This window comes from Pedobacter xixiisoli (assembly GCF_900215335.1).
In the GTDB taxonomy this organism is placed as follows: Bacteria; Bacteroidota; Bacteroidia; order Sphingobacteriales; family Sphingobacteriaceae; genus Pedobacter; species Pedobacter xixiisoli.
Genome location: NZ_OCMT01000002.1, coordinates 787,366 through 807,171 on the forward strand (window position 1 = coordinate 787,366; position 19,806 = coordinate 807,171).

Sequence of the window (19,806 nt, forward strand, 5' to 3'; positions counted from 1 at the left end):
ATGTTTTCATTTTTTAATATTCCTAATGTTTGTTTTCTATTCTGTGTGTTATTTTACTAGAGTACCTGGCTTAAAACCTAGCTTTATAATGATGTCGTTGCTAATATCATAGGTAGCGCTAGCATAAATCATCATTGTACTTTCGCTGCTTTTATCAAATACGAAGTCAATGTATTTGTTTTTTGCAACTTCTGCAATGGTTGAAGAAACTTTTTCTTGAATTGGCTTTAATAATTTGGTACGTGTTTGAAATAAATCTCCCTCTGGACCGAATTTTTGGCGCTGCAATTCTTTCGCTTTTTTCTCCTTCTCGATAATGTCATTCTCTCTACGTCTACGCATATCATCAGTTAGTAATACTTGATCTGCCTGATAAGCCTTGTACATTGCCTCTACATCTTTAAAAACATCATCAACTTCTTTTTGGTATTGCTTAGATAAACCTTCTACCTGAGTTAACGATGATTTATAATCTGGAATGTGTTTCAAAATATATTCTGTATCCACATAGGCCATTTTCTGTGCTGATGCTCCTAATGCCATTAGAAGTAAAAAGCTAGCTAAAAATATTTTTTTCATATCAAACGGTTTCTTAACGCTTTAATTAAGCTTTTAATTGTGTGTTATTAGTTAAAACCTCCCATTTGTTGTGCAATACTAAAGTGGAATTGTCCTTTGTTTGCATCAGGCACACCTGGAATGTTATCAAATCCATAACCATAATCTATGCCAAGTAATCCAAATATCGGTAAAAATATCTTTGCACCAACACCCACAGACCTTCTAACGTTAAAAGGATTAAAGTCGCGGAACTTATCCCATGTGTTACCTGCCTCACCAAAAACTGTCATAAAGGCAGTAGCTTGCTGCGAATTAATTACCGGATATCTTAACTCCATCACATATTTTGTAAATATAGGGCTACCAGAACTTTGTGCAATATTAGGGTTAGCACCTACAGGAATTACTGAGTTATTTGAATAACCACGCATAGCGATGATTTCTGAACCTTGTAAGAAATCGAAACCTTGCATACCATCACCACCTAATTTGAAACGCTCAAATGCGGATTGACCAACGGCACTGTTATACGAGCCTAAGAAACCGAATTGTGCTTGTCCTTTGAAAACCAATTTACCAACTACAGTTTCAAACCATTGCGCTTCAAATTTCCACTTATGGTATTCTGTAAATTTATAACGTTGCTTATCAGATGCGGTGTTATAGTTAATGTTGTTAAACAATGAGTATGGAGGTGTTGCTTGTACTGTAAATCTTAAGTAAGCTCCACCTGTTGGGAAAATGTTATGATTTCTCGAATCTCTAGAAATTTCTTGGGTGATGTTTAAGTTGTAAGATTCACCAGTGCTAAACAAATAACCAGGATAGTTATTTAAAACGTATTGGTTTAAGTTGATAGAGTGTACCAAAGAGAACCAGTTATCTGGCCATTTTAATTTTCTACCTAAGCTAAACGAAACACCATTTAAACGAATACCATAGTAATTAGCATTGCTTTTTGCTAAACCATTAGATTGCAACGAAGTAAATGCGCTTACACCAAAACTTACTGGTTTCTTACCGCCAAACCAAGGTTCAGAAAATGAGAAACTGTATGATTGGTAAAATTTACCGTTTGTTTGTCCACGTAAACTTAACCTTTGCCCATCACCTTTTGGCAATGGTCTGTAAGCTTCGCCTTTAAATAAATTCTTTAATGAGAAGTTGTTAAAAGTTAAACCTAACGTACCGATTACACGGCCACCACCAAAACCACCTGATAATTCAATTTGATCTGAAGGCTTTTCTTCTACGTGGTATACGATATCTACTGTACCATCTGACGGGTTTGGTTTAGGAACTGGATTCGTTTTAGATTCGTCAAAATTACCTAGCTGACCAATTTCACGTACACTTCTGATCAATAATTCCTTAGAGAAGTAATCTCCCGGTTTTGTACGGATTTCCCTCAATACAACTCTATCATTTGTAATGGTATTTCCTAAAACGCTCACTTTATTGATGGTGTATTTCGGACCTTCGTAGATACGCATTTCTACGTCTACAGTATCATTGTAAATCTTAGTTTGTACTGGATCTACGTTAAAAGTAAGGTAACCATCGTTCAAGTAAATACTAGAAACATCGTCACCATTGGCGCTACCTCTAAGTTTTTTCTCTAGTTTTTCTTCGCTAAATACTTCTCCCTTTTCGATACCGAAAACCTTTTCTAAAAATTCAGTATTGTATTTTGCATTACCAACCCATGTAATCTTTCCAAAATAATATTTCGGTCCTTCATACATGTTGATTTTTATACCAACTGTTTTATCGTTGTTTTTATAAACGCTATCGCTGATGATGGAAGCATCACGATAACCTTTTTCATGCAACTTAGCCACAAAAGCTAATTTGTCTTCTTCGTATTTTTCTTTATTGAATTTACCGCTACCAAAAACCTTATAAAAAGCTCTTTGCTTAGTTTTTTTCAAATACTTTCTAAGTTTCGAAGATTTAAATTCTTTGTTTCCTTCAAATTCGATTCTCTGAACTTTAACCCTTCTGCCCTTATCTACATTAACCTGAAGAATTACACTATTTTCTTGGTTAGGATCTGGTTTAGAAACATAATCTACCTTAGTATAGAAAAATCCCTTTTCATAAAGATATTTTGTAATGGTAGATCTTGTGGTGTTATACAAGTTATCGTTAATGATAGATTTCCCTGCTTTATCTCCCAGCTTTTCCTGTATATCGGTTTTTTGCGACTTACTGATACCAGTAAATTCAAAACCGCTTAAACGAGGAAGCTCTACAACTTCAATATCAAAATAAACAGTATCACCATTTATTCTAGAAACATTTAACTTGATGTCGTCAAATAAGCCTTGCGCCCATAAGTTTTTAATAGCGTTGGCTGTACCTTCTCCAGGCAGCATAATAGACTCGCCTGTAGTTAGCTTAGAAAGCACAACAATTACATCTTTATCAAGATATTTTGCGCCAGTTAAGGTAGTACCTCCAATAATATATTCTCTTGGTGTGAAATAGTCTAAATTTAGGCCATTTACTTTTAAGGAAGGAGTAGCTTGTGTTTGTTGGTTACGAATTTGAGCTAGTGACGGAAAACCTATCAAAAGCAGAAATACTAGTTGGTATATTCTTCTCATTTACAATCTAAAAAACGTTGCTAAGTTAATTTAAACTCATGTTAAATTTTGTTAAAAGAAAAATTAGTTCAATTGCTCACTAATTTTTCCAAAGCGACGTTCGCGTTTTTGATAATCTACTATTGCCTCGTAAAGATGCTCTCTCCTGAAATCTGGCCATAGTGTTTCGGTAAAATACAATTCTGTGTAGGCCATTTGCCATAAAAGATAATTGCTGATACGGTGTTCACCACTGGTGCGTATCATCAACTCTGGGTCGGGTATGTTTACAGTTGTTAACTGAGCGGCAAACAGCTGTTCATCAATTTCTTCAATATTGATTTTTCCTTCCTGTACTTGTGTTGCCAATTTTTTTGCAGCCTCTACAAGCTCCCATTTTGCACTGTAGCTCAATGCTAAGGTCAAGGTACATTTCGTATTTGCCTTAGTCTTATCCATTGCATTGGCTAAATCATCAATACATTTTTGCGGAAGCGATTTTAAATCACCTATGGCATTTAGCTTGATGTTATTTTTATTAAGGGTTTCTGCTTCTTGGTTAATGGTAGAAATCAACAATTCCATTAAAGCATTCACTTCTTCTATCGGTCGGTTCCAGTTTTCGGTAGAAAAGGCATAAACAGTAAGATATTTTATACCAATCTCTACACAGCCCTCTACAATATCCTTTACAGAAAGCACACCACTCTCGTGGCCAAAAACCCTGAACTTCCCTTGATTTTTTGCCCAACGCCCATTACCGTCCATGATAATGGCAATATGCTCTGGTAAGCGATTAATATCTATTTGATCTTTAAAATCCATGTACTGTTTTTGAGGCCTTCAAGTGTTAAAAACACTTTTGGCTCACAAAGGTATAAGTTATGCCAATACCTACAAACATATAAGTATCTCTTTTTCTAAAATCTCCTCTTTGAACTCCTTTACCACCAATGTTGTAACCTAATACTTCGTTAGATCTATCACTTAATATCTCTTGCATTGAACGCACAGATGGTTCTGTAGAGAATTTTGCAGGGTCGATGTAACTTCCGTGTACGTCGTCCAGGTATTTAGTATAGGCATTTCTATAGCCGATACTACTCATTAAAGTCCAGTTAGACTTAAAATTATACTTCAAGCCAAAACCATAAGGAATACTTAGTGCAGTTTTCTTATAACTCTCGCCTTCAGTTTGATAATACGATAATTCATATTCCTTTCCCTGATATTTTGTTTTAGGATTAAAAAACACAGCACCTATTCCTGTATACAGGTATGGAGAAAATCTAGAGGATCCACCTCCCGAAAAATAGTCGAAAAAGTTAAAATCTACCAGCAAACTCAACTCATGCAATTTATTGCTAAAGCTCAAATTTCGCTGTCTGAACTGTTCATTAGAGGAGTTGGCATCATCTGCCTTAATAGTACCGTTATTGTAATTAAAAGATAACGCCCAATTCGGGTCGAAATTAGCTTTCACAAAACCTCCAAAAGAAAGTCCGCTAATCTTTAACGGATTTGTAGGATTTAAATCGCCCATGTAGCCTGCACCTCCTACCTGTGCACCTAGCTCCCATACCTGAGCGCTAGACGTACCAGCAAAAAATGAACTTAAAACAATGGCTAACAGCGTTCTTTTATAAAACATCCTAATAATTACGGGTATCAATACCCCAAAGCAATTTATTCCTTAACGTAGTTAGAAACGTTTCATTGTTAAGGCGGATAAGATTTATATTAAATTTTGCTTTATTGATGCTGATTTTCACACTACGATCCACAGTTTCGGTTCTAGAATCGCAAGTGAGTAAGAATTTAGTACTGCGTGCTTCTACTTCAAAAGTAAGTTCTACATCATCGGGTACAATAATAGGCCTTACATTTAAGTTATGTGGAGCTACGGGGGTAATCACAAAATTTTGCGCACTTGGTAAAATAATTGGCCCACCGCAACTTAAAGAATAGGCAGTAGAACCCGTTGGTGTAGCGATAATTAATCCGTCTGCCCAGTAAGAGTTTACGAATTCGCCATTCATATAAGCATAAATGATCATCATCGCAGAATCATCTCTTCTGTGTATCGTGATATCGTTTAGTGCAAAGTTTTCATCTCCGAACAATCCAGCTTTAGATTCTAAACTCAATAAACTACGCTTATCAATAGAATACTCTCCATTTACAAGTGCTTTTATCGCATCATTTATTTCCGCCTTGTTAATACTTGCAAGAAAGCCTAAACGACCAAAATTTATCCCAATTACGGGAATTTGAGAATCCCTTACCAATGCAAGTGTATCTAACAAAGTACCGTCGCCACCTAAGCTTAATAGGATATCTGCATTGTTTAACAGCTCAGCATGCCCAGAAAAAGTGGCAATTGGTGATGGAAGGTTTAATTTATCCTTTACAAACTCGAAAAACTTTTGATAAACTGTAACCTCTATCTGGTTTGCAGCCAAGGCATCAAACACTTCTTGAACAAAAGGCAGTACGCTATCATTAAAATCTCTACCGTAAAGGGCTATTTTCATTGGGGAATTATACGTTTAAATAGTTCATGAAAGAATTAAATCTATCCATAGAACTGTCATCCTGACTGCTGTTATTGAATACAGCTTTCACTTCATAGTCGTAACGTTCAAAAGAAGCTACAATACCAGAAAGCTCAGTTTTATTAATTTTTAAGGTTACTTCTAATTTCGTAGAATCTTGAAACGAGTTAATATAAGAAGAAAGTATTTGCGCATTATCTGCCTCTACAATTTGCGACATGTGCGCCAGCGAATTGTTTCTGTTGCTAATGGAAAGTACAATAATACCTCCAGGTTCGTTTACAGAGTAAAGATCAACAGTAAAATTCAGCAAATTATTAATAGAAATAAGTCCCAGATAGTTTTTTTGTTGATCTAGAACCGGTACTACCGATAACTGCAATTGACTGAACAAGCGAATTACTTCATAAATATGAGCATTTTCAAAAGTAAATGAATTAAGGAGGGCTAGCGGCAAAGCACCAATGGCGATTTCCAAATCTCTAGCTTCCATTAGTTCTTCTTCAGAAACAAGCCCCAAATATTGTGTTTCGTTTACAATAGGTAAATGGTACAGCTTAAACTCATTCATACGGTCTAGCGCCTTACGAACTGTGTCGGAAGTACGCAAAGGTGGTATGGTGTTCGATATGAGTTCTACTGCTGTCATTATTTTACTTAAGCAAAATTCTGTCCAAAAACTTATCTAGATAGTTATTAAATACTTCTGGCTGCTCCATCATTGGTGCGTGACCACAGTTATCCACCCAATTTAATTCCGAATTTGGCAATAATTCATGGAATTCTTTAGCCACATCTGGAGGTGTAATTTTATCTTGTCTGCCCCAAATTAAGGATACTGGAATGGTGATTTTTTTCAGTTCCTTAGCCATGTTATGTCTAATTGCTGATTTTGCTAAAGCTAAAATACGAATCACCTTTGAACGGTCGTTAACTGTTGCAAATACTTCATCAACCAGTTCTTTGGTAGCTGTTGCGGGATCAAAAAAGGTAAATTCAACTTTTTCTTTAATAAAGTCATAACTCTCTCTTTTAGGGAAAGAACCTCCAAAAGCATTTTCATACAAACCAGAACTTCCGGTAAGCACCAAAGCTTTTACAAATTCTTGATGCGCAACAGTAAACACCAAACCAACATGCCCTCCTAACGAATTGCCAACTAGCACTACTTGGTTAAGCTTTTTAAACTTTAGAAAACGATGCAAGTATTTAGAGAGGCTTTTAACACCTAATGTTAGTATAGGAAGATCATAAATAGGCAAAATGGGAACTATAACTCGATATTTACCTTTAAACTCATTTAAAGCATATTCCCAGTTACTTAATTCTCCCATTAACCCGTGAAGTAAAACTATAGGTTCTCCTTCGCCAGCCTCTATAAACTTAAACCCCTCCTGTTCAATTACTTCGTAATTCATAAATATTATTATGTATGTTTTTCACCTTTTTAAATTTGTTTTCAATGGTGGTGAAGCTACCATGATTAATTGTTTTACCTTGATCTGCTAATCATGGCGGTTTGGTATATGCCACTAAGTTAATAGAGTAAATGCAATTAATATGAAATTAAATCACATTTTTTATAAAGACTCTTTGATATGCCAGTAAAGAAATGATTATCCCAACTTACTTTTTACAATCTCACCAATTAACTTCCCTTCGGCCTTACCTGCTAATTCTTTGTTAGCCAAACCCATTACTTTACCCATTTCTTTAACAGAGCTAGCACCAGTTTCACCAATAATCTTTTCGATAATAGCTTCAATTTCTGCCCTTTCCAATTGTTTTGGCAAAAACTGAGCAATCACGTCAATTTCTTCTTGTTCTACCTGGCGCAAATCTTCCCTACCTTGACTTTCGTAAATATCAGCCGATTCTTTACGTTGCTTAACTAGCTTTTGTAAAATTTTTATTTCAGCATCTTCGTTAAGCTCCTCTCCCTGACCTTTTTCTGTTTTTGCTAATAAAATTGCAGCTTTTATCGCTCTCAATCCTCTTAATTTAACTTGGTCTTTAGCCAACATGGCTTGTTTAATTTCTTGATCTATTGTTGTTGATATCATGATTGTTATGGGTTATCAAGTTGCGTGTTACGGGCTATGCATCCAAACTGGAAACTCACAACTTGTAACACGTAACTGTGTAGTTAATCTCTTTTTACAATGGTTCCAGTAGCTTGTGCAGTAGGCATGATTAACATGTCGTTGATGTTTACATGAGCTGGCCTACTAGCTGCGTACCAAATCGCATCCGCAATATCTTGCGCCATCAATGGTTCTAAACCGTCATAAACTTTCTTGGCTCTATTTTCATCGCCTTTAAAACGAACCAGCGAAAATTCCGTTTCTACCATACCTGGATTAATTGCTGTAACCTTAATACCGTGTGGCAGAAGGTCTACACGCATACCTTTATTTAAAGCATCTACGGCATGTTTGGTAGCACAATAAACATTTCCATTAGGGTAAACTTCCTTACCAGCAATTGAGCCGATATTAATGATATGTCCTTGCTTTCGCTCTACCATCCAGCTAGAAACAACTTTGGTAACATAAAGCAAGCCTTTAACGTTGGTATCAATCATTCTATCCCAATCGTCAGTATCTCCCTTATCTATGGGATCTAAGCCTTGGCTCAAACCTGCATTATTCACCAAAACATCTACTTTTTTCCACTCGGCGGGTAGAATGTCTAAAACATAGTTGATGTTCTCTTTATCTCTTACATCGGCCTGAATTTTCTTCACCTGTACGTTATACTTTGAAGTAAGTTCTTCTGCTTGAGAAATTAATAGATTTTCTCTTCTAGCTATTAAAATTAAATCGTAACCCTGAGCTGCAAAAGTAGCAGCACAAGCGGCTCCAATACCTGAAGTTGCTCCTGTAATTAATGCGATTTTGGCCATTTGTTGTTCTTGCGTTTGGCACAAAGTTATGCTTTTTCTTAAAAGCGAATTACTCGAAAAACAAACTGAAAGTAAAATTTCGTAAAATAGCTTTATCGATTGGGGTGTCGTAAGGATGTCCTTCTCTTCTAATCACGTTACCAAAAGAGTGGCTTACTTTTATTTCCGGAGACATTTTAAAATATTCGAAGTAAAGATCAAAACCTAAACCAGCTTCATAAGAGGCGTAACTTTTTTTGCTTTTCAACAAACGTTCAATCGCTATTGCACCTTCATCCTTTGGCTTTTTATTCCCTCCCAAATCAGTAGAATATTTTGCGCCTAACAGCACATAAGCCCTAAAATCTTTTCTACGCTCTGATTTTAACTTTATACTCAATGGCAAATCCACCATCACAGGAGAAACCTTTTGTTGCTTTTTACCATCAGGAAAATTGCCCACAAAATTGCTATTATAACCAGTTAAGTCATACTCATAGTTTACAAGCCTGTCGTTAAATATGATAGAGGGTGTACTTCTTAGGTCGAGGTTTTTATTAAGCTTGTAATTCAGTACGAAACCTATTCCAAAGCCAGCAGAAAGTGGAGACGAAATAGAATTTAACCGTGGTGATGCTGGTCCTCCATTAGGATTAGGATCTGGAACTGGTTCTTGCCAATTAGCTGTCCTAATGATCTTATATTCTGACGCAATGTATTGAAAACCAAACCCCCAATTAAAATTCTCCTGATCAATACCACCACCCCAGTTTTGAGCTTTGGCATGTAAGAAAATTACAGAAAATAAGAGGATCAGTAGCTTTTTTTTCATTTAATACCGGTGTAGATGGCACTAATTCCAAACGTTAAAGAACGGTGTTTGGTATTTTGATAGCCAACTTTTTCCATCAGTGCTGTGAAATTTTTACCATCTGGGAATGCTTGCACAGATTCTTCTAAATACGCATAAGCTTTTTTATCCTTAGAAAACAAGCCTCCAAAAAATGGCGTTGCATATCTAAAGTAGAAATGGTATAATTGCTTTATTGGAAACACACGAGGTTTAGAAAACTCCAAAATCACCACTTTACCACCAGGCTTAAGCACCCTAAACATATCCGTCAAGCCTTTTTCTAGGTTTTCGTAATTACGCACACCGAAAGCTACGGTAATGGCATCAAAAGTATTGTCTTCGAAATGCAAACCTTCTGAGTCTCCTTTTTCTACCGAAAATACATGACCTAAATTTCGCTCCGCAATTTTTTTCTTGGCAACTTCTAACATCCCTTCAGAAATATCGACCCCTATAATCTGTTCGGGATTTAATATTTTAATGGATTCGAATGCAAAATCTCCAGTTCCTGTAGCAACATCCAATATTTTTTGCGGACGAGAAGACAAAAGTTCCTTAATTGCCTTTTTACGCCAAATGATATCGATACCTAAGGATAAAAAGTGATTAAGGAAATCGTAAGTGCCCGAAATATTATTGAACATGCTTGCCACCTGCTCTTTTTTAGTTTCGGTGCCAGAATACGGAGTGATTTGTGGATTCATAATTTGATGCAAAGATAGCGTTATTTTGGTTAATAGGTTAACTGTAAAAACTGGTTAATTGTATTTGCCAATCGTTTAATCGATTAAACGATTCTCACAATTAACCTTATCTTTGCAACATGATTATTAAATCTGCAACCTTCGTAGTTAGCAATACCAAAGTATCGGCTTTGCCACTACCCGACATGCCAGAATATGCTTTCATTGGGCGTTCTAATGTAGGCAAGTCTTCGCTAATCAACATGTTAGTCAACCAACAGGGACTAGCCAAAACTTCGCAAAAGCCAGGAAAAACCCAGTTGATTAATCACTTTTTAATTAACGAAAAATGGTACATCGTGGATTTACCTGGTTATGGATACGCTCGAGTATCGAAAAGCAGCAGGGAAAAATGGGAAAAGTTCATTAGAGCCTACATCACTAAGAGAGAAAACTTACAGTGTGTATTTGTTTTGATTGACAGCAGATTAGAACCTCAAAAAATTGATTTAGAATTTTGCTCATGGTTGGGAGAATGTCAAATCCCATTCGCACTGATTTATACGAAGGCTGATAAACAATCGGGGCCTAAAACAGACCAAAATGTAGCTAAGTTTAACAAAACTTTATTAGGCTGGTTTGAGGAATTACCTTCGTTTTTTGTTACTTCGGCAGAAAACGCACAAGGAAAGGAAGATGTTTTACAGTTTATCCAAGAAGTAAATGCAGATTTTTTGAAACCTGTTATCGACCCTAAATTTTACGCTGCAAGCAACCCAGAAAAGTAACGATCTGTTTAAAGTTCACACCCTCTATATCAAATGAAAAAGTATTTTTCGCTCGTTTTATTTGCGCACTCTATATTTGCAATGCCTTTTGCCTTTATCGGATTTTTCTTAGGTGTAACAACTACTACAAATCCTTTTAACTGGTATTTACTTTTGGCGGTAGTGCTTTGTATGGTATTTGCTCGTAACGCAGCGATGGCTTTTAACAGGTATTTAGATAGAGACATCGATGCTAAAAATCCGAGAACTGTAACGAGAGATATTCCGTCGGGTAAAATTTCAGCTAATGAAGCTTTAACTTTCGTGATTGTTAACTGTGCATTGTTTATTGCAACTACTTTCTTTATTAATTCGCTTTGTTTTTACCTCTCGCCTATTGCGATTTTTGTAGTACTTTTTTACAGCTACACTAAACGTTTTACGGCACTTTGCCATTTAGTTTTAGGGCTTGGACTGGGACTTGCCCCTATAGGCGCTTATATTGCCGTAACGGGACAATTCAACATTGTTCCTGTGCTTTATTCGTTCGCCGTTCTGTTTTGGGTAAGTGGTTTCGACATCATTTATGCGTTACAGGATGAAGAGTTTGACCGTTCAGAAAAGCTACACTCTATTCCCTCTGCTTTAGGTAGGAAAAATGCTTTACGCTTATCCTCATTTCTACATATTCTTTCAGCAGCCTGCGTGATTACGCCAATTTATTTTATGGATTTTGGCTGGCCTTATTATGGCGGTGTAATATTTTTCTGTGCCATGCTGATTTATCAACATCGATTAGTAAAGCCAAATGATATCAGTAAAGTAGATAGAGCTTTTGCAACTACCAATGGCTATGCTTCGGTAGTTTTTGCTATTTGCTTTTTGGTTGATGCTTATTTGAGGAGCAGATAGTTCTTTTTTAATGGTTAGTTGTTAATGGTTGATGGCTGATATATTAGGTGCAAAGCCTGTACTTCATTAGGCCAGTGAGTGTAACAAAAGGTTTCAAGTTCTTCCCGCTGATTCCGCAGATTTAAACCGCAGATTTCAAGAAGATCATTGACTAACTTTTAACATGCAAACTAATTCCTAACTCCTAATCCCTAGCCCCTAACTGATCGCTGACTACTGACCTCTGACTACTTTTATACCGGTAACCTGTTCAGTTCAATATCATCTGGACTTACAAAAATCAGAGGCACCTTTTCTACATCAACATAGCTAGAATCTAAACCGAAACTGGTCACTTCAGATAAGCTCAAACGTTTAAGTATAAAGTAATAATCCATAATAGTTTGCTCATAGAAACTCAAATTAGTGAATTTACTCAAATGTTTCTCTAACAACACAAACCTGAAATCTCCAGTAATTTTATGCTTATTTAGCGAAGTATATTGGCTGGTAATATCTACCTCTCCGTTTTTCACTAACTCTTCTACAACTTTTCTATAAAGTAGATTGATACGTTGTTCGATCCTAAAACCTAGCTTAAAGTCAATTCTAATCAATTTCCCTGGAATCAAGAACTCTACTTTATAATCCATCGTATAAGGCTCATCCATTACATCTACGTGAACCAACCAATATACATCGGCACGTTTAGGCTCCTTTTGAATGATGGAATAGATAATCTTAGATTCAATTTCCGTTTTAAAATTTGCACTTGTTAAATAAACCAATTGCGAAGAAAATTTAGGTACCGATATATCTCCACTTAACTCTTTGATGATATCGTAATAATCTTCTATCTCTACGTATTTAACAAACCTATTTTTGATTTTACGAGAAGCATACCAAGTCCACATTACACTTAGCAGCGCCATGCTAATTAGCAATGCAAACCATCCACCATGTGTGAATTTATACATATTACCTGCCAAAAAGAATAACTCGATAACGCCATAAACCACTCCAAAAATGACAACCAAATAAGTTGGGAATTTCTTGCGCAGCATGAACACGATGATCAAGATTGTGGTCATTAAAAAGGTAAGGTTAATTGCCAATCCGTAGGCACCCTCCATATTATCCGACTTTTTAAATATCAGGACGATGATGATACAGCCTATACAAAGAATCCAGTTAATTGACGGCACATACAACTGTCCTTTCTGAACGCTTGGATAGTTAATACGTACTTTTGGCCAAAGATTTAACCTCACTGCTTCCGAAATAAGCGTAAAAGCTCCCGAAATCATCGCTTGTGAAGCAACAACAGCTGCCATCGTAGCCAAACCAACTAAATACAGCACCATATTACTTGGCACCAATTCGAAGAAAGGATTAATCGCTCTTAGATCTTTATCTACGTGTGTAAGAATCCACGCACCTTGACCTAAGTAATTAAGGATAAGCATAGTTTTTACGAAAATCCAGCTCACACGGATGTTTCTTTTACCGCAGTGTCCTAAATCAGAATAAAGTGCTTCAGCTCCTGTAGTACACAGAAATACGCCACCTAAAATCAAAAAGGCTTCAGAATTAGTGGCCAGCAGATTTATAGCGTAGTAAGGATTTAAAGCTTTTAATATAAACGGGCTGTGAATGATATTCATAAAGCCCATTGCACCCAAAGCAATAAACCACAGCAACATAATTGGACCAAATAATTTACCTACGAGGTTAGTACCAAATTGCTGAATGATAAAAAGCACCGCAATAATCGTAATTACAATCGGGAACACTTCTAGCGTAGGAAACTTTAACTGTAGACCTTCTATAGCAGATGTAACGGTAATACTTGGTGTAATCATTCCATCGGCGAGTAGTGCTGCTCCCCCAATAATTGCGGGAATAACCAGCCATTTTGCCTTTTTACGCACTAAAGAATAAAGAGAAAAAATTCCTCCTTCGCCTTTATTATCAGCCCTAAGGGTTACAATTACATATTTGATGGTAGTTTGTAGAGTTAGGGTCCAGATGATACACGAAAGCGCACCTAAAACCAGCGCTTCGTCTATTGTTTGTGGTGTTGACCCTTTGTGTTCTCCTAAAGCAATTTTAAAAATAGCTTTTAATGTATAAAGCGGTGATGTACCTATATCACCAAACACAATACCTAGCGTTACTAACAACCCTCCGGCAGTAAGGGCATTAACATTTTTATGACTCGACACGTAAAAAAATTTTAAGCAAAACTACATAAATATTCATGATAAAAATCTATTTCTAATTAAAAGCTGTTTTTATTTGATAGTGTATCAATTACGCTTTTAATTTCTACGCTGTTAAATATTGTTAAATAATATGGGCGCATCGCTTTTTGTTTGATTTTATTGTTTAATTATTTATATTTTTGTGGAACATTTAGATGAGAATAAACAGCATAAAGATAGCGCTCCGCAGCAATGTAGCATGCCTTACGGTTATGTTGTCGCTAATATGCATTTCAGTTTTCGCACAAAAAGCTGATACTACTAAATTTTCTGCTAGGCCGAAAGCTAAAGCCATTAGCAGAATTCCTGTAATCAAAGGTAGTGTTCAATCTTACAAGCCAAGTTATAATATCTATTCGACCTCGGATACACATACCAAACCTGCCGCTAAAGAAAAAAACGAGAGAACTTTAACGGTGCTTAAAATCTATCCAAATCCAGTTGTCGAGCAAATCAATATTAATCTCCGCTTAGAAAAAGAAACTAGCCTTTCTATTAAAATCACGGATTTACTTGGAAATGAAGTGGTAACACTTGCCAACGAGCGAATACAACTTGGCGAACATACTAAAACCTATAGCGTACCCGCGAAACTCAATGCCGGTATCTATTTCCTGCGCATTGTAGCTGGTGGAGAACCTGTAATCAGGAAAATATCTGTACTCTAGCTTAGTCGTAAAACTGTTTAATTGTTTCAGCGTTATCTAATCAATTAACCGATTAACCCATCAACAGTTAATCAAAATAAACCTTATTTTTGCTTCATGAAAATCATTGCAATTGGCAGAAACTACGCTGCACACGCCGCAGAATTAAATAATGCGATACCTACAAAACCTATCATATTTTTAAAGCCAGATACCGCTGTTTTAAAAGACAACAAACCTTTCTACATCCCTGATTTTTCTAATGATGTACACTACGAATTAGAAGTTGTGCTTAAAATTTGTAAAGAAGGCAAACATATTGCAGAGAAATTTGCTTCTAACTATTACGAAGAAATTGGCTTAGGAGTTGATTTTACTGCAAGAGACATCCAAGCAGAGCACAAAGAAAAAGGCTTGCCTTGGGAATTGGCAAAAGCATTTGACAACTCGGCCGTAATTAGCAATTTCTTACCAAAAAGCGATTACAAAGACATGTATGATATCAAGTTTGAGTTAAAGAAAAATGGGGAAAGCAAGCAAAATGGTCATACTGCCAATCTGCTATTTTCGTTTGAAAAGATAATCTCCTTTGTATCGCAGTACATTACTTTAAAAAAAGGCGATTTAATTTTTACGGGTACTCCAGAAGGCGTTGGCAAGGTAAATGCTGGCGATAGATTAGAAGCTTGGCTAGAAGATAAACAACTACTTAATTTCGAAATAAAATAAAATTTGATGCGCAATTACATTACCTACATTTCACTCGTACTTTTACTTTTCTTTTCAAATCCTCTAACAGCGCAACAAACTTATAGCAACCATAGTTATCCACTAACGGATTTCCGCTCACCGCTAGATATTGAACCTCCTGCTTTGGCGGGTTCTTTTGGTGAGTTAAGAGCAAACCACTTCCATTCGGGCATAGATTTTAGAACCAATCAGCGTATAGGCTACCCTGTTTACGCACCTGCTGATGGATTCATTTCTCGTTTAAGAGTGCAAAATAGTGGCTTCGGATTAGCATTATACATCAACCATCTCAACGGTTACACTACAGTTTACGGACATTTATCGAGGTTCAATCCTAAGATAGCGCAGATTGTAAAAAATATTCAGTACAAGAAAACTTCGTATGAGATTGATGAATTTCCATCTGCTGATCTTATTCCAGTGAGAAAGGGAGAAGTAATTGCCTATACTGGTAATACGGGAAGTTCTGGTGGTCCGCATTTGCACTTCGAAATTCGCGATAGCAAAACTGAAGCGACCATCAATCCGCAATTGTTAGGCATCAGCATTCCCGACAACATCCCTCCTAACATTGCCGCCATGTATGTTTACCGATTGAACGGAAAACCTTTCAACGAATTTACTCCCAAGCAATATTTTCAAGTGGCAGGTGGAAAAGGAAGCTACAAACTCAACCAAGTGAACACGATAAATTTAAGTGGCGAGGTTGGTTTTGGAATTGTGGTAAACGACAGACATAACGGTGCTTCGGGCAATAATGGTGCTTACTCTATTGAATTAGCCGTGGATGGCAATACCGTTTACACTTCCGCATTGGAAAGATTTACTTTCGATAATAGCAAAGCCATTAATTCTCACATCGATTACCCAACCTACCTGCGCACCAAGCAAAGCATCCAAAAAAGCTTTGTAGACCCAGGCAATCCTTTACAAATCTATTTCAACCTTGTTAATAGTGGCCGAATTACGTTCAACGATGGAAAAACCCACACCGTTAAATACACCATTAGCGATGCTAGAGGAAACAAAAGCACCTTAGCCTTTAATGTGTTTGCCGATGCAAAAGCAGTGATTAATACGCCTGAGCCACCTGTAGGAACTAGCTTTGCCTACAATAAACAAAATGAGTTTAGTACTGAGGCTGTAAAAGTAATTTTACCGAAGGGAACTTTATACAACGACTTTAATTTCCTTTACAAGAAAACTGCTAAACCTCAGCAGAACGCATTTTCAGAAATTCACCACATCCATAATAATTTTACGCCTTTACATACCGGCTTTGAACTTTGGATAAAGGCTGATAGTACTGTCATTAAACATCAAAACAAAGCTTTAATAGTGAACAGCAACCGTTCATCACAAGGTGGAAGTTTTGATAACGGCTGGGTAAAAACAAAACCACGTAACTTCGGTAGCTTTTTTATTGCGATAGATACAGTTGCGCCAAATATTGTTCCTGTAAATATCGCCAATGGCAAAAACATGGCGGGTGTTAGTAAAATGAGTTTTAGAATTAGCGATGGTTTGTCGGGTATTAAGAGCTTTAACGGCTATATTGATGGCAAATGGGTATTGATGGAATTCGACACTAAAACTGCTAGCTTATGGCATAATTTCGATGAAAGAACTGCAAAAGGTAAACATACTTTCGAGTTACTTGTTGTCGATATGAAAGATAATACCAAAAGATACGCAATAGAATTTTATAGATAATTGTTTAATCGATTAATCGTAAAACGAGTTAGTCGATTTGTACAGTTAACCGATTATACTTTTTAAACAGTTAACCAAAATGAGCACATTACAAGAAGGCAGCAAAGCACCCGCATTTTCAGCAAAAGACCAAGATGGAAACATCGTTACTTTAGACCAATTTCTTGGCAAAAAAGTGGTTTTGTTTTTTTATCCAAAAGATAACACACCAGGATGTACAGCAGAAGCTTGCGATTTCAGAGATAATTATCAAGGGTTAAAAGCTCAAGGGATTGAAGTGCTAGGTGTTAGCGTAGACGATGAAAAATCGCACCAAAAGTTTATAGCTAAGCATAGCCTACCTTTTACGTTGTTAGCAGATACTGATCAACAAATTGTAGAAGCTTACGGCGTATGGGGAGAAAAAAACATGTACGGCAAAAAATACATGGGCACCAACAGAACTACATTTGTGATAGATGAAGAAGGTAACATTGCCCATATCATCAAAAAAGTAGACACTAAAAACTCTACCGCACAGGTACTAGAGCTACTTAAATAACACATTTTCTAACTCAAATCAAGAAACTTACGAAGCCTTCAAGACTTCGTAAGTTTTACTATCTCTAAAAACAAAAATCCTCCCCGAATTCATCAGGAAGGATTTAGATCATTATTGTGTGTTATTAATTTAGTTGTTTTTTCTGAACTTTAGTCATCGCCATTACCGGAGTTACTTTCACAATCTTAAACTCGGTACGTCTATTCAACTGATGTTGTGCCTCGGTACATTTCACTCCATCACTACATTGATTCAACAATTCGCTTTCCCCTTTTCCAATTGCTTCCAATCTATCTGGAGACACACCTTGTTTCACTAAATAATCTAGTGCACTATTCGCTCTTTTTTCAGAAAGCTGTTGATTGTAATCGGCAGTTCCTCTAGCATCGGTATGCGCAACCAATTCCATGCGCACATTGCTCATATTAGCCATAAAAGCATTAACCTTATTTAAATCACCATACGCATCTTTTCTAATGTTCCATTTATTGAAATCATAGAAAATGTTGTTCAGCTTTACAGTAAATACATCCTTAGAGCGTTCCAAATCAAACTTAATATCATAGATGGTAGATTGGCTTGAACCTTTGGTAGATATTTCGCCAGATTGGCTAGTAAAATATTGTAAAGGATTTCCCTTCACAGTGTAATCTGTTTCTTTCTCTAAATTAAAGCTGAACTTACCATCCTTATCAGAAAGCACCTTGGTTTCGGCACCAGTATTTTTATTGATTAGCAAAACCTCCAAACCTGATATCGGCAAGTTGGTTCCTTTTTCTAAAACCAATCCGTTAACCACAAATAATTGTTCTTGAGGTTTTGGATCGGCCTTAATTCCTGTTTTGAAGCTGTAAATATCATCCAACCCTACACCGCCACCTCTATTACTAGAAAGATAGCCGGTTTTGTTATCAACATTAAACATCACTCCAAAATCATCCTTTGGAGAATTTAAAGGAGCCCTTAAGTTTTCTACTTCAGCAAATTTATTTTTTTCACCTACGGAAGAGAAAATATCTAAACCACCCATTCCAATATGTCCTTTAGAAGCGAAATAAAATTTGCCATCGGCCCTTACAGAAGGAAAAACATCATCTTGGGAAGTGTTAATCTGACTACCACAGTTTTGCGGCTGTGTCCAACTTCCATTTGGCAGCTTCTCACTGAAATACAAATCCATGCCTCCTAAGCCTCCTGGCATATCAGATGCGAAGTACAATACTTTTCCATCAGGAGAAAGCGCTGGATGTTGAACAGAAAACTGTCCTTCAGAATTAAAAGGAAGCTTATCTTTGGCAATCCACTCGCCGTCTTTTTTAACGGCCATTAACAAGTACTGCTTACCAACTTCGCCAACTTTTGCTTTTTTATTAGGCAAAACCGCTCTAGTAAAAATAAGTGTATCCAAACTTGGATAAATCGCTACCGGACCACTATGAAAACCTTTATTAATACTTCCTTTTAGAATACTAACTTGTTTAGAAGAATTTGCGCTGTATATTTTAAGGTAGGGATTACCAGTCCAGCCATAGGTTTCCTCTCCCTTTTTATCTTTTTGCCATCTATCAGAAATGAGCAACATATCGCTACCAAACTTAACAGGACTAAAGTCAGAGTTTTCCGAATTTAAGCCAATCTCGTTTTGAACTAAAGCACCAACATCAGGATTTTCCGTCCAAGTTTTGGCAACCATACAAATATTAGCTTGTTTAGTAGCTTCACTTGCATAGGCTGTATTTTTCTCTCCCCAAATCTTATAATTAGTGCCAGCTTCATCAAATTTTCCATTTTGCTTTAAAGCATCAGCCAAAAACTTATAATTATCTGGATTTGCCTCTGGGTAAGTTAAAGTTTTTTTGTACCAAGCCTCTGCAGCTTCCGTATTGTTGATAAATCTATAGCAGTGAGCAATTTTTTGGGCTACTTCCTTGCTTGGGTTGTCCTTCATGATTTTCTCATAAATCTCCAAGGCGTATTTATAATCCAGCTGTTTGTAGAGTTTATCTGCTTCTTTGATGTCGTCAGAGAAGAGTACTGATGGTACCAGATAAATGATTAGGAAAAGTGCTAAAACTCTGAAAAACTTTTTAAATGCCATAAAAACTCTGC

Annotated in this window: 19 protein-coding genes; 6 read left to right on the forward strand and 13 right to left on the reverse strand. The window is 36.5% G+C overall.

Annotated features, from left to right (window positions below):
• Nucleotides 1–48 precede the first annotated feature (48 nt).
• From CRO54_RS09595 to ubiE, 11 genes are all read right to left on the reverse strand, one after another.
• A complete protein-coding gene (locus CRO54_RS09595) occupies nt 49–579 on the reverse strand; it encodes an OmpH/Skp family outer membrane protein (RefSeq protein ID WP_097131381.1) in 531 nt (176 codons plus the stop codon).
• A 47-nt stretch (nt 580–626) separates the two neighbouring features.
• Nucleotides 627–3,170 carry an outer membrane protein assembly factor BamA gene (gene bamA / locus CRO54_RS09600; RefSeq protein WP_097131383.1) on the reverse strand — a complete coding sequence of 848 codons (2,544 nt, stop codon included), beginning with the start codon at nt 3,168–3,170 and terminating at the stop codon, nt 627–629.
• Between the two features lie 63 nt (nt 3,171–3,233).
• Nucleotides 3,234–3,974 carry an isoprenyl transferase gene (locus CRO54_RS09605; protein WP_097131385.1) on the reverse strand — a complete coding sequence of 247 codons (741 nt, stop codon included), beginning with the start codon at nt 3,972–3,974 and terminating at the stop codon, nt 3,234–3,236.
• Nucleotides 3,975–3,999: 25 nt separating this feature from the next.
• Complete coding sequence (gene porG, locus CRO54_RS09610; RefSeq protein ID WP_097131387.1) at nt 4,000–4,800, reverse strand: type IX secretion system protein PorG; 801 nt, start codon at nt 4,798–4,800, stop codon at nt 4,000–4,002.
• A gap of 1 nt (nt 4,801) precedes the next feature.
• Entirely contained in the window at nt 4,802–5,683 is an 882-nt protein-coding gene (locus CRO54_RS09615) for an NAD kinase (protein ID WP_097131390.1), read from the reverse strand.
• A 7-nt stretch (nt 5,684–5,690) separates the two neighbouring features.
• Nucleotides 5,691–6,353, reverse strand: a complete 663-nt coding sequence (locus CRO54_RS09620) for a CBS domain-containing protein (protein WP_097131392.1) — start codon at nt 6,351–6,353, stop codon at nt 5,691–5,693.
• 4 nt (nt 6,354–6,357) lie between these two features.
• Entirely contained in the window at nt 6,358–7,122 is a 765-nt protein-coding gene (locus tag CRO54_RS09625) for an alpha/beta fold hydrolase (protein WP_097131394.1), read from the reverse strand.
• Nucleotides 7,123–7,320: 198 nt separating this feature from the next.
• A complete protein-coding gene (locus CRO54_RS09630) occupies nt 7,321–7,767 on the reverse strand; it encodes a GatB/YqeY domain-containing protein (protein WP_097131396.1) in 447 nt (148 codons plus the stop codon).
• 83 nt (nt 7,768–7,850) lie between these two features.
• Nucleotides 7,851–8,609 (reverse strand): SDR family NAD(P)-dependent oxidoreductase, encoded by a 759-nt coding sequence (locus CRO54_RS09635; RefSeq protein WP_097131399.1) that lies wholly within the window; start codon nt 8,607–8,609, stop codon nt 7,851–7,853.
• Nucleotides 8,610–8,658: 49 nt separating this feature from the next.
• Entirely contained in the window at nt 8,659–9,420 is a 762-nt protein-coding gene (porT, locus tag CRO54_RS09640) for a type IX secretion/gliding motility protein PorT/SprT (protein WP_097131401.1), read from the reverse strand.
• Nucleotides 9,417–10,145 carry a bifunctional demethylmenaquinone methyltransferase/2-methoxy-6-polyprenyl-1,4-benzoquinol methylase UbiE gene (gene ubiE / locus CRO54_RS09645; protein ID WP_097131403.1) on the reverse strand — a complete coding sequence of 243 codons (729 nt, stop codon included), beginning with the start codon at nt 10,143–10,145 and terminating at the stop codon, nt 9,417–9,419. Before ubiE ends, porT begins: the two co-directional genes overlap by 4 nt.
• 119 nt (nt 10,146–10,264) lie before the next feature.
• Here ubiE and yihA point away from each other — a divergent pair, with 119 nt between their 5' ends.
• Together yihA and CRO54_RS09655 are read left to right on the forward strand one after the other, a co-directional pair.
• On the forward strand, nt 10,265–10,912 hold the full coding sequence (gene yihA, locus CRO54_RS09650) for a ribosome biogenesis GTP-binding protein YihA/YsxC (RefSeq protein WP_097131405.1): 648 nt from the start codon (nt 10,265–10,267) through the stop codon (nt 10,910–10,912).
• Between the two features lie 33 nt (nt 10,913–10,945).
• Entirely contained in the window at nt 10,946–11,803 is an 858-nt protein-coding gene (locus CRO54_RS09655; protein ID WP_097131407.1) for a UbiA-like polyprenyltransferase, read from the forward strand.
• A 233-nt stretch (nt 11,804–12,036) separates the two neighbouring features.
• Here the strand turns inward: CRO54_RS09655 and CRO54_RS09660 are convergent, their stop codons facing one another.
• The gene (locus CRO54_RS09660; protein ID WP_097131409.1) at nt 12,037–14,007 is read right to left on the reverse strand and encodes a KUP/HAK/KT family potassium transporter; all 1,971 of its coding nucleotides are present in this window, start codon (nt 14,005–14,007) and stop codon (nt 12,037–12,039) included.
• 251 nt (nt 14,008–14,258) lie between these two features.
• On the opposite strand from CRO54_RS09660, the gene CRO54_RS09665 reads away from it, so the two are divergent.
• From CRO54_RS09665 to bcp, 4 genes are all read left to right on the forward strand, one after another.
• Entirely contained in the window at nt 14,259–14,714 is a 456-nt protein-coding gene (locus CRO54_RS09665) for a T9SS type A sorting domain-containing protein (protein ID WP_240775072.1), read from the forward strand.
• Between the two features lie 96 nt (nt 14,715–14,810).
• Nucleotides 14,811–15,422, forward strand: coding sequence for a fumarylacetoacetate hydrolase family protein (locus tag CRO54_RS09670; protein ID WP_097131411.1), 612 nt, complete (start codon nt 14,811–14,813; stop codon nt 15,420–15,422).
• 6 nt (nt 15,423–15,428) lie between these two features.
• Nucleotides 15,429–17,156, forward strand: coding sequence for a M23 family metallopeptidase (locus tag CRO54_RS09675; protein WP_097131413.1), 1,728 nt, complete (start codon nt 15,429–15,431; stop codon nt 17,154–17,156).
• Nucleotides 17,157–17,235: 79 nt separating this feature from the next.
• A complete protein-coding gene (gene bcp, locus CRO54_RS09680) occupies nt 17,236–17,697 on the forward strand; it encodes a thioredoxin-dependent thiol peroxidase (protein WP_097131416.1) in 462 nt (153 codons plus the stop codon).
• Nucleotides 17,698–17,821: 124 nt separating this feature from the next.
• Here bcp and CRO54_RS09685 read toward each other — a convergent pair whose 3' ends face one another.
• A complete protein-coding gene (locus CRO54_RS09685; RefSeq protein ID WP_097131418.1) occupies nt 17,822–19,795 on the reverse strand; it encodes an OmpA family protein in 1,974 nt (657 codons plus the stop codon).
• Nucleotides 19,796–19,806: the final 11 nt, after the last annotated feature.

What these genes read in the sequence shown, in the direction of transcription:
- CRO54_RS09625 (WP_097131394.1), bottom strand. Translation starts at nt 7,122, where the DNA reads ATGAATTACGAAGTAATTGAACAGGAGGGGTTTAAGTTTATAGAGGCT.
- CRO54_RS09595 (WP_097131381.1), bottom strand. Translation starts at nt 579, where the DNA reads ATGAAAAAAATATTTTTAGCTAGCTTTTTACTTCTAATGGCATTAGGA.
- porG (WP_097131387.1), bottom strand. Translation starts at nt 4,800, where the DNA reads ATGTTTTATAAAAGAACGCTGTTAGCCATTGTTTTAAGTTCATTTTTT.
- CRO54_RS09635 (WP_097131399.1), bottom strand. Translation starts at nt 8,609, where the DNA reads ATGGCCAAAATCGCATTAATTACAGGAGCAACTTCAGGTATTGGAGCC.
- CRO54_RS09615 (WP_097131390.1), bottom strand. Translation starts at nt 5,683, where the DNA reads ATGAAAATAGCCCTTTACGGTAGAGATTTTAATGATAGCGTACTGCCT.
- ubiE (WP_097131403.1), bottom strand. Translation starts at nt 10,145, where the DNA reads ATGAATCCACAAATCACTCCGTATTCTGGCACCGAAACTAAAAAAGAG.
- CRO54_RS09620 (WP_097131392.1), bottom strand. Translation starts at nt 6,353, where the DNA reads ATGACAGCAGTAGAACTCATATCGAACACCATACCACCTTTGCGTACT.
- CRO54_RS09675 (WP_097131413.1), top strand. Translation starts at nt 15,429, where the DNA reads ATGCGCAATTACATTACCTACATTTCACTCGTACTTTTACTTTTCTTT.
- bcp (WP_097131416.1), top strand. Translation starts at nt 17,236, where the DNA reads ATGAGCACATTACAAGAAGGCAGCAAAGCACCCGCATTTTCAGCAAAA.
- CRO54_RS09630 (WP_097131396.1), bottom strand. Translation starts at nt 7,767, where the DNA reads ATGATATCAACAACAATAGATCAAGAAATTAAACAAGCCATGTTGGCT.
- yihA (WP_097131405.1), top strand. Translation starts at nt 10,265, where the DNA reads ATGATTATTAAATCTGCAACCTTCGTAGTTAGCAATACCAAAGTATCG.
- CRO54_RS09670 (WP_097131411.1), top strand. Translation starts at nt 14,811, where the DNA reads ATGAAAATCATTGCAATTGGCAGAAACTACGCTGCACACGCCGCAGAA.
- porT (WP_097131401.1), bottom strand. Translation starts at nt 9,420, where the DNA reads ATGAAAAAAAAGCTACTGATCCTCTTATTTTCTGTAATTTTCTTACAT.
- CRO54_RS09685 (WP_097131418.1), bottom strand. Translation starts at nt 19,795, where the DNA reads ATGGCATTTAAAAAGTTTTTCAGAGTTTTAGCACTTTTCCTAATCATT.
- CRO54_RS09665 (WP_240775072.1), top strand. Translation starts at nt 14,259, where the DNA reads ATGTTGTCGCTAATATGCATTTCAGTTTTCGCACAAAAAGCTGATACT.
- CRO54_RS09655 (WP_097131407.1), top strand. Translation starts at nt 10,946, where the DNA reads ATGAAAAAGTATTTTTCGCTCGTTTTATTTGCGCACTCTATATTTGCA.
- bamA (WP_097131383.1), bottom strand. Translation starts at nt 3,170, where the DNA reads ATGAGAAGAATATACCAACTAGTATTTCTGCTTTTGATAGGTTTTCCG.
- CRO54_RS09605 (WP_097131385.1), bottom strand. Translation starts at nt 3,974, where the DNA reads ATGGATTTTAAAGATCAAATAGATATTAATCGCTTACCAGAGCATATT.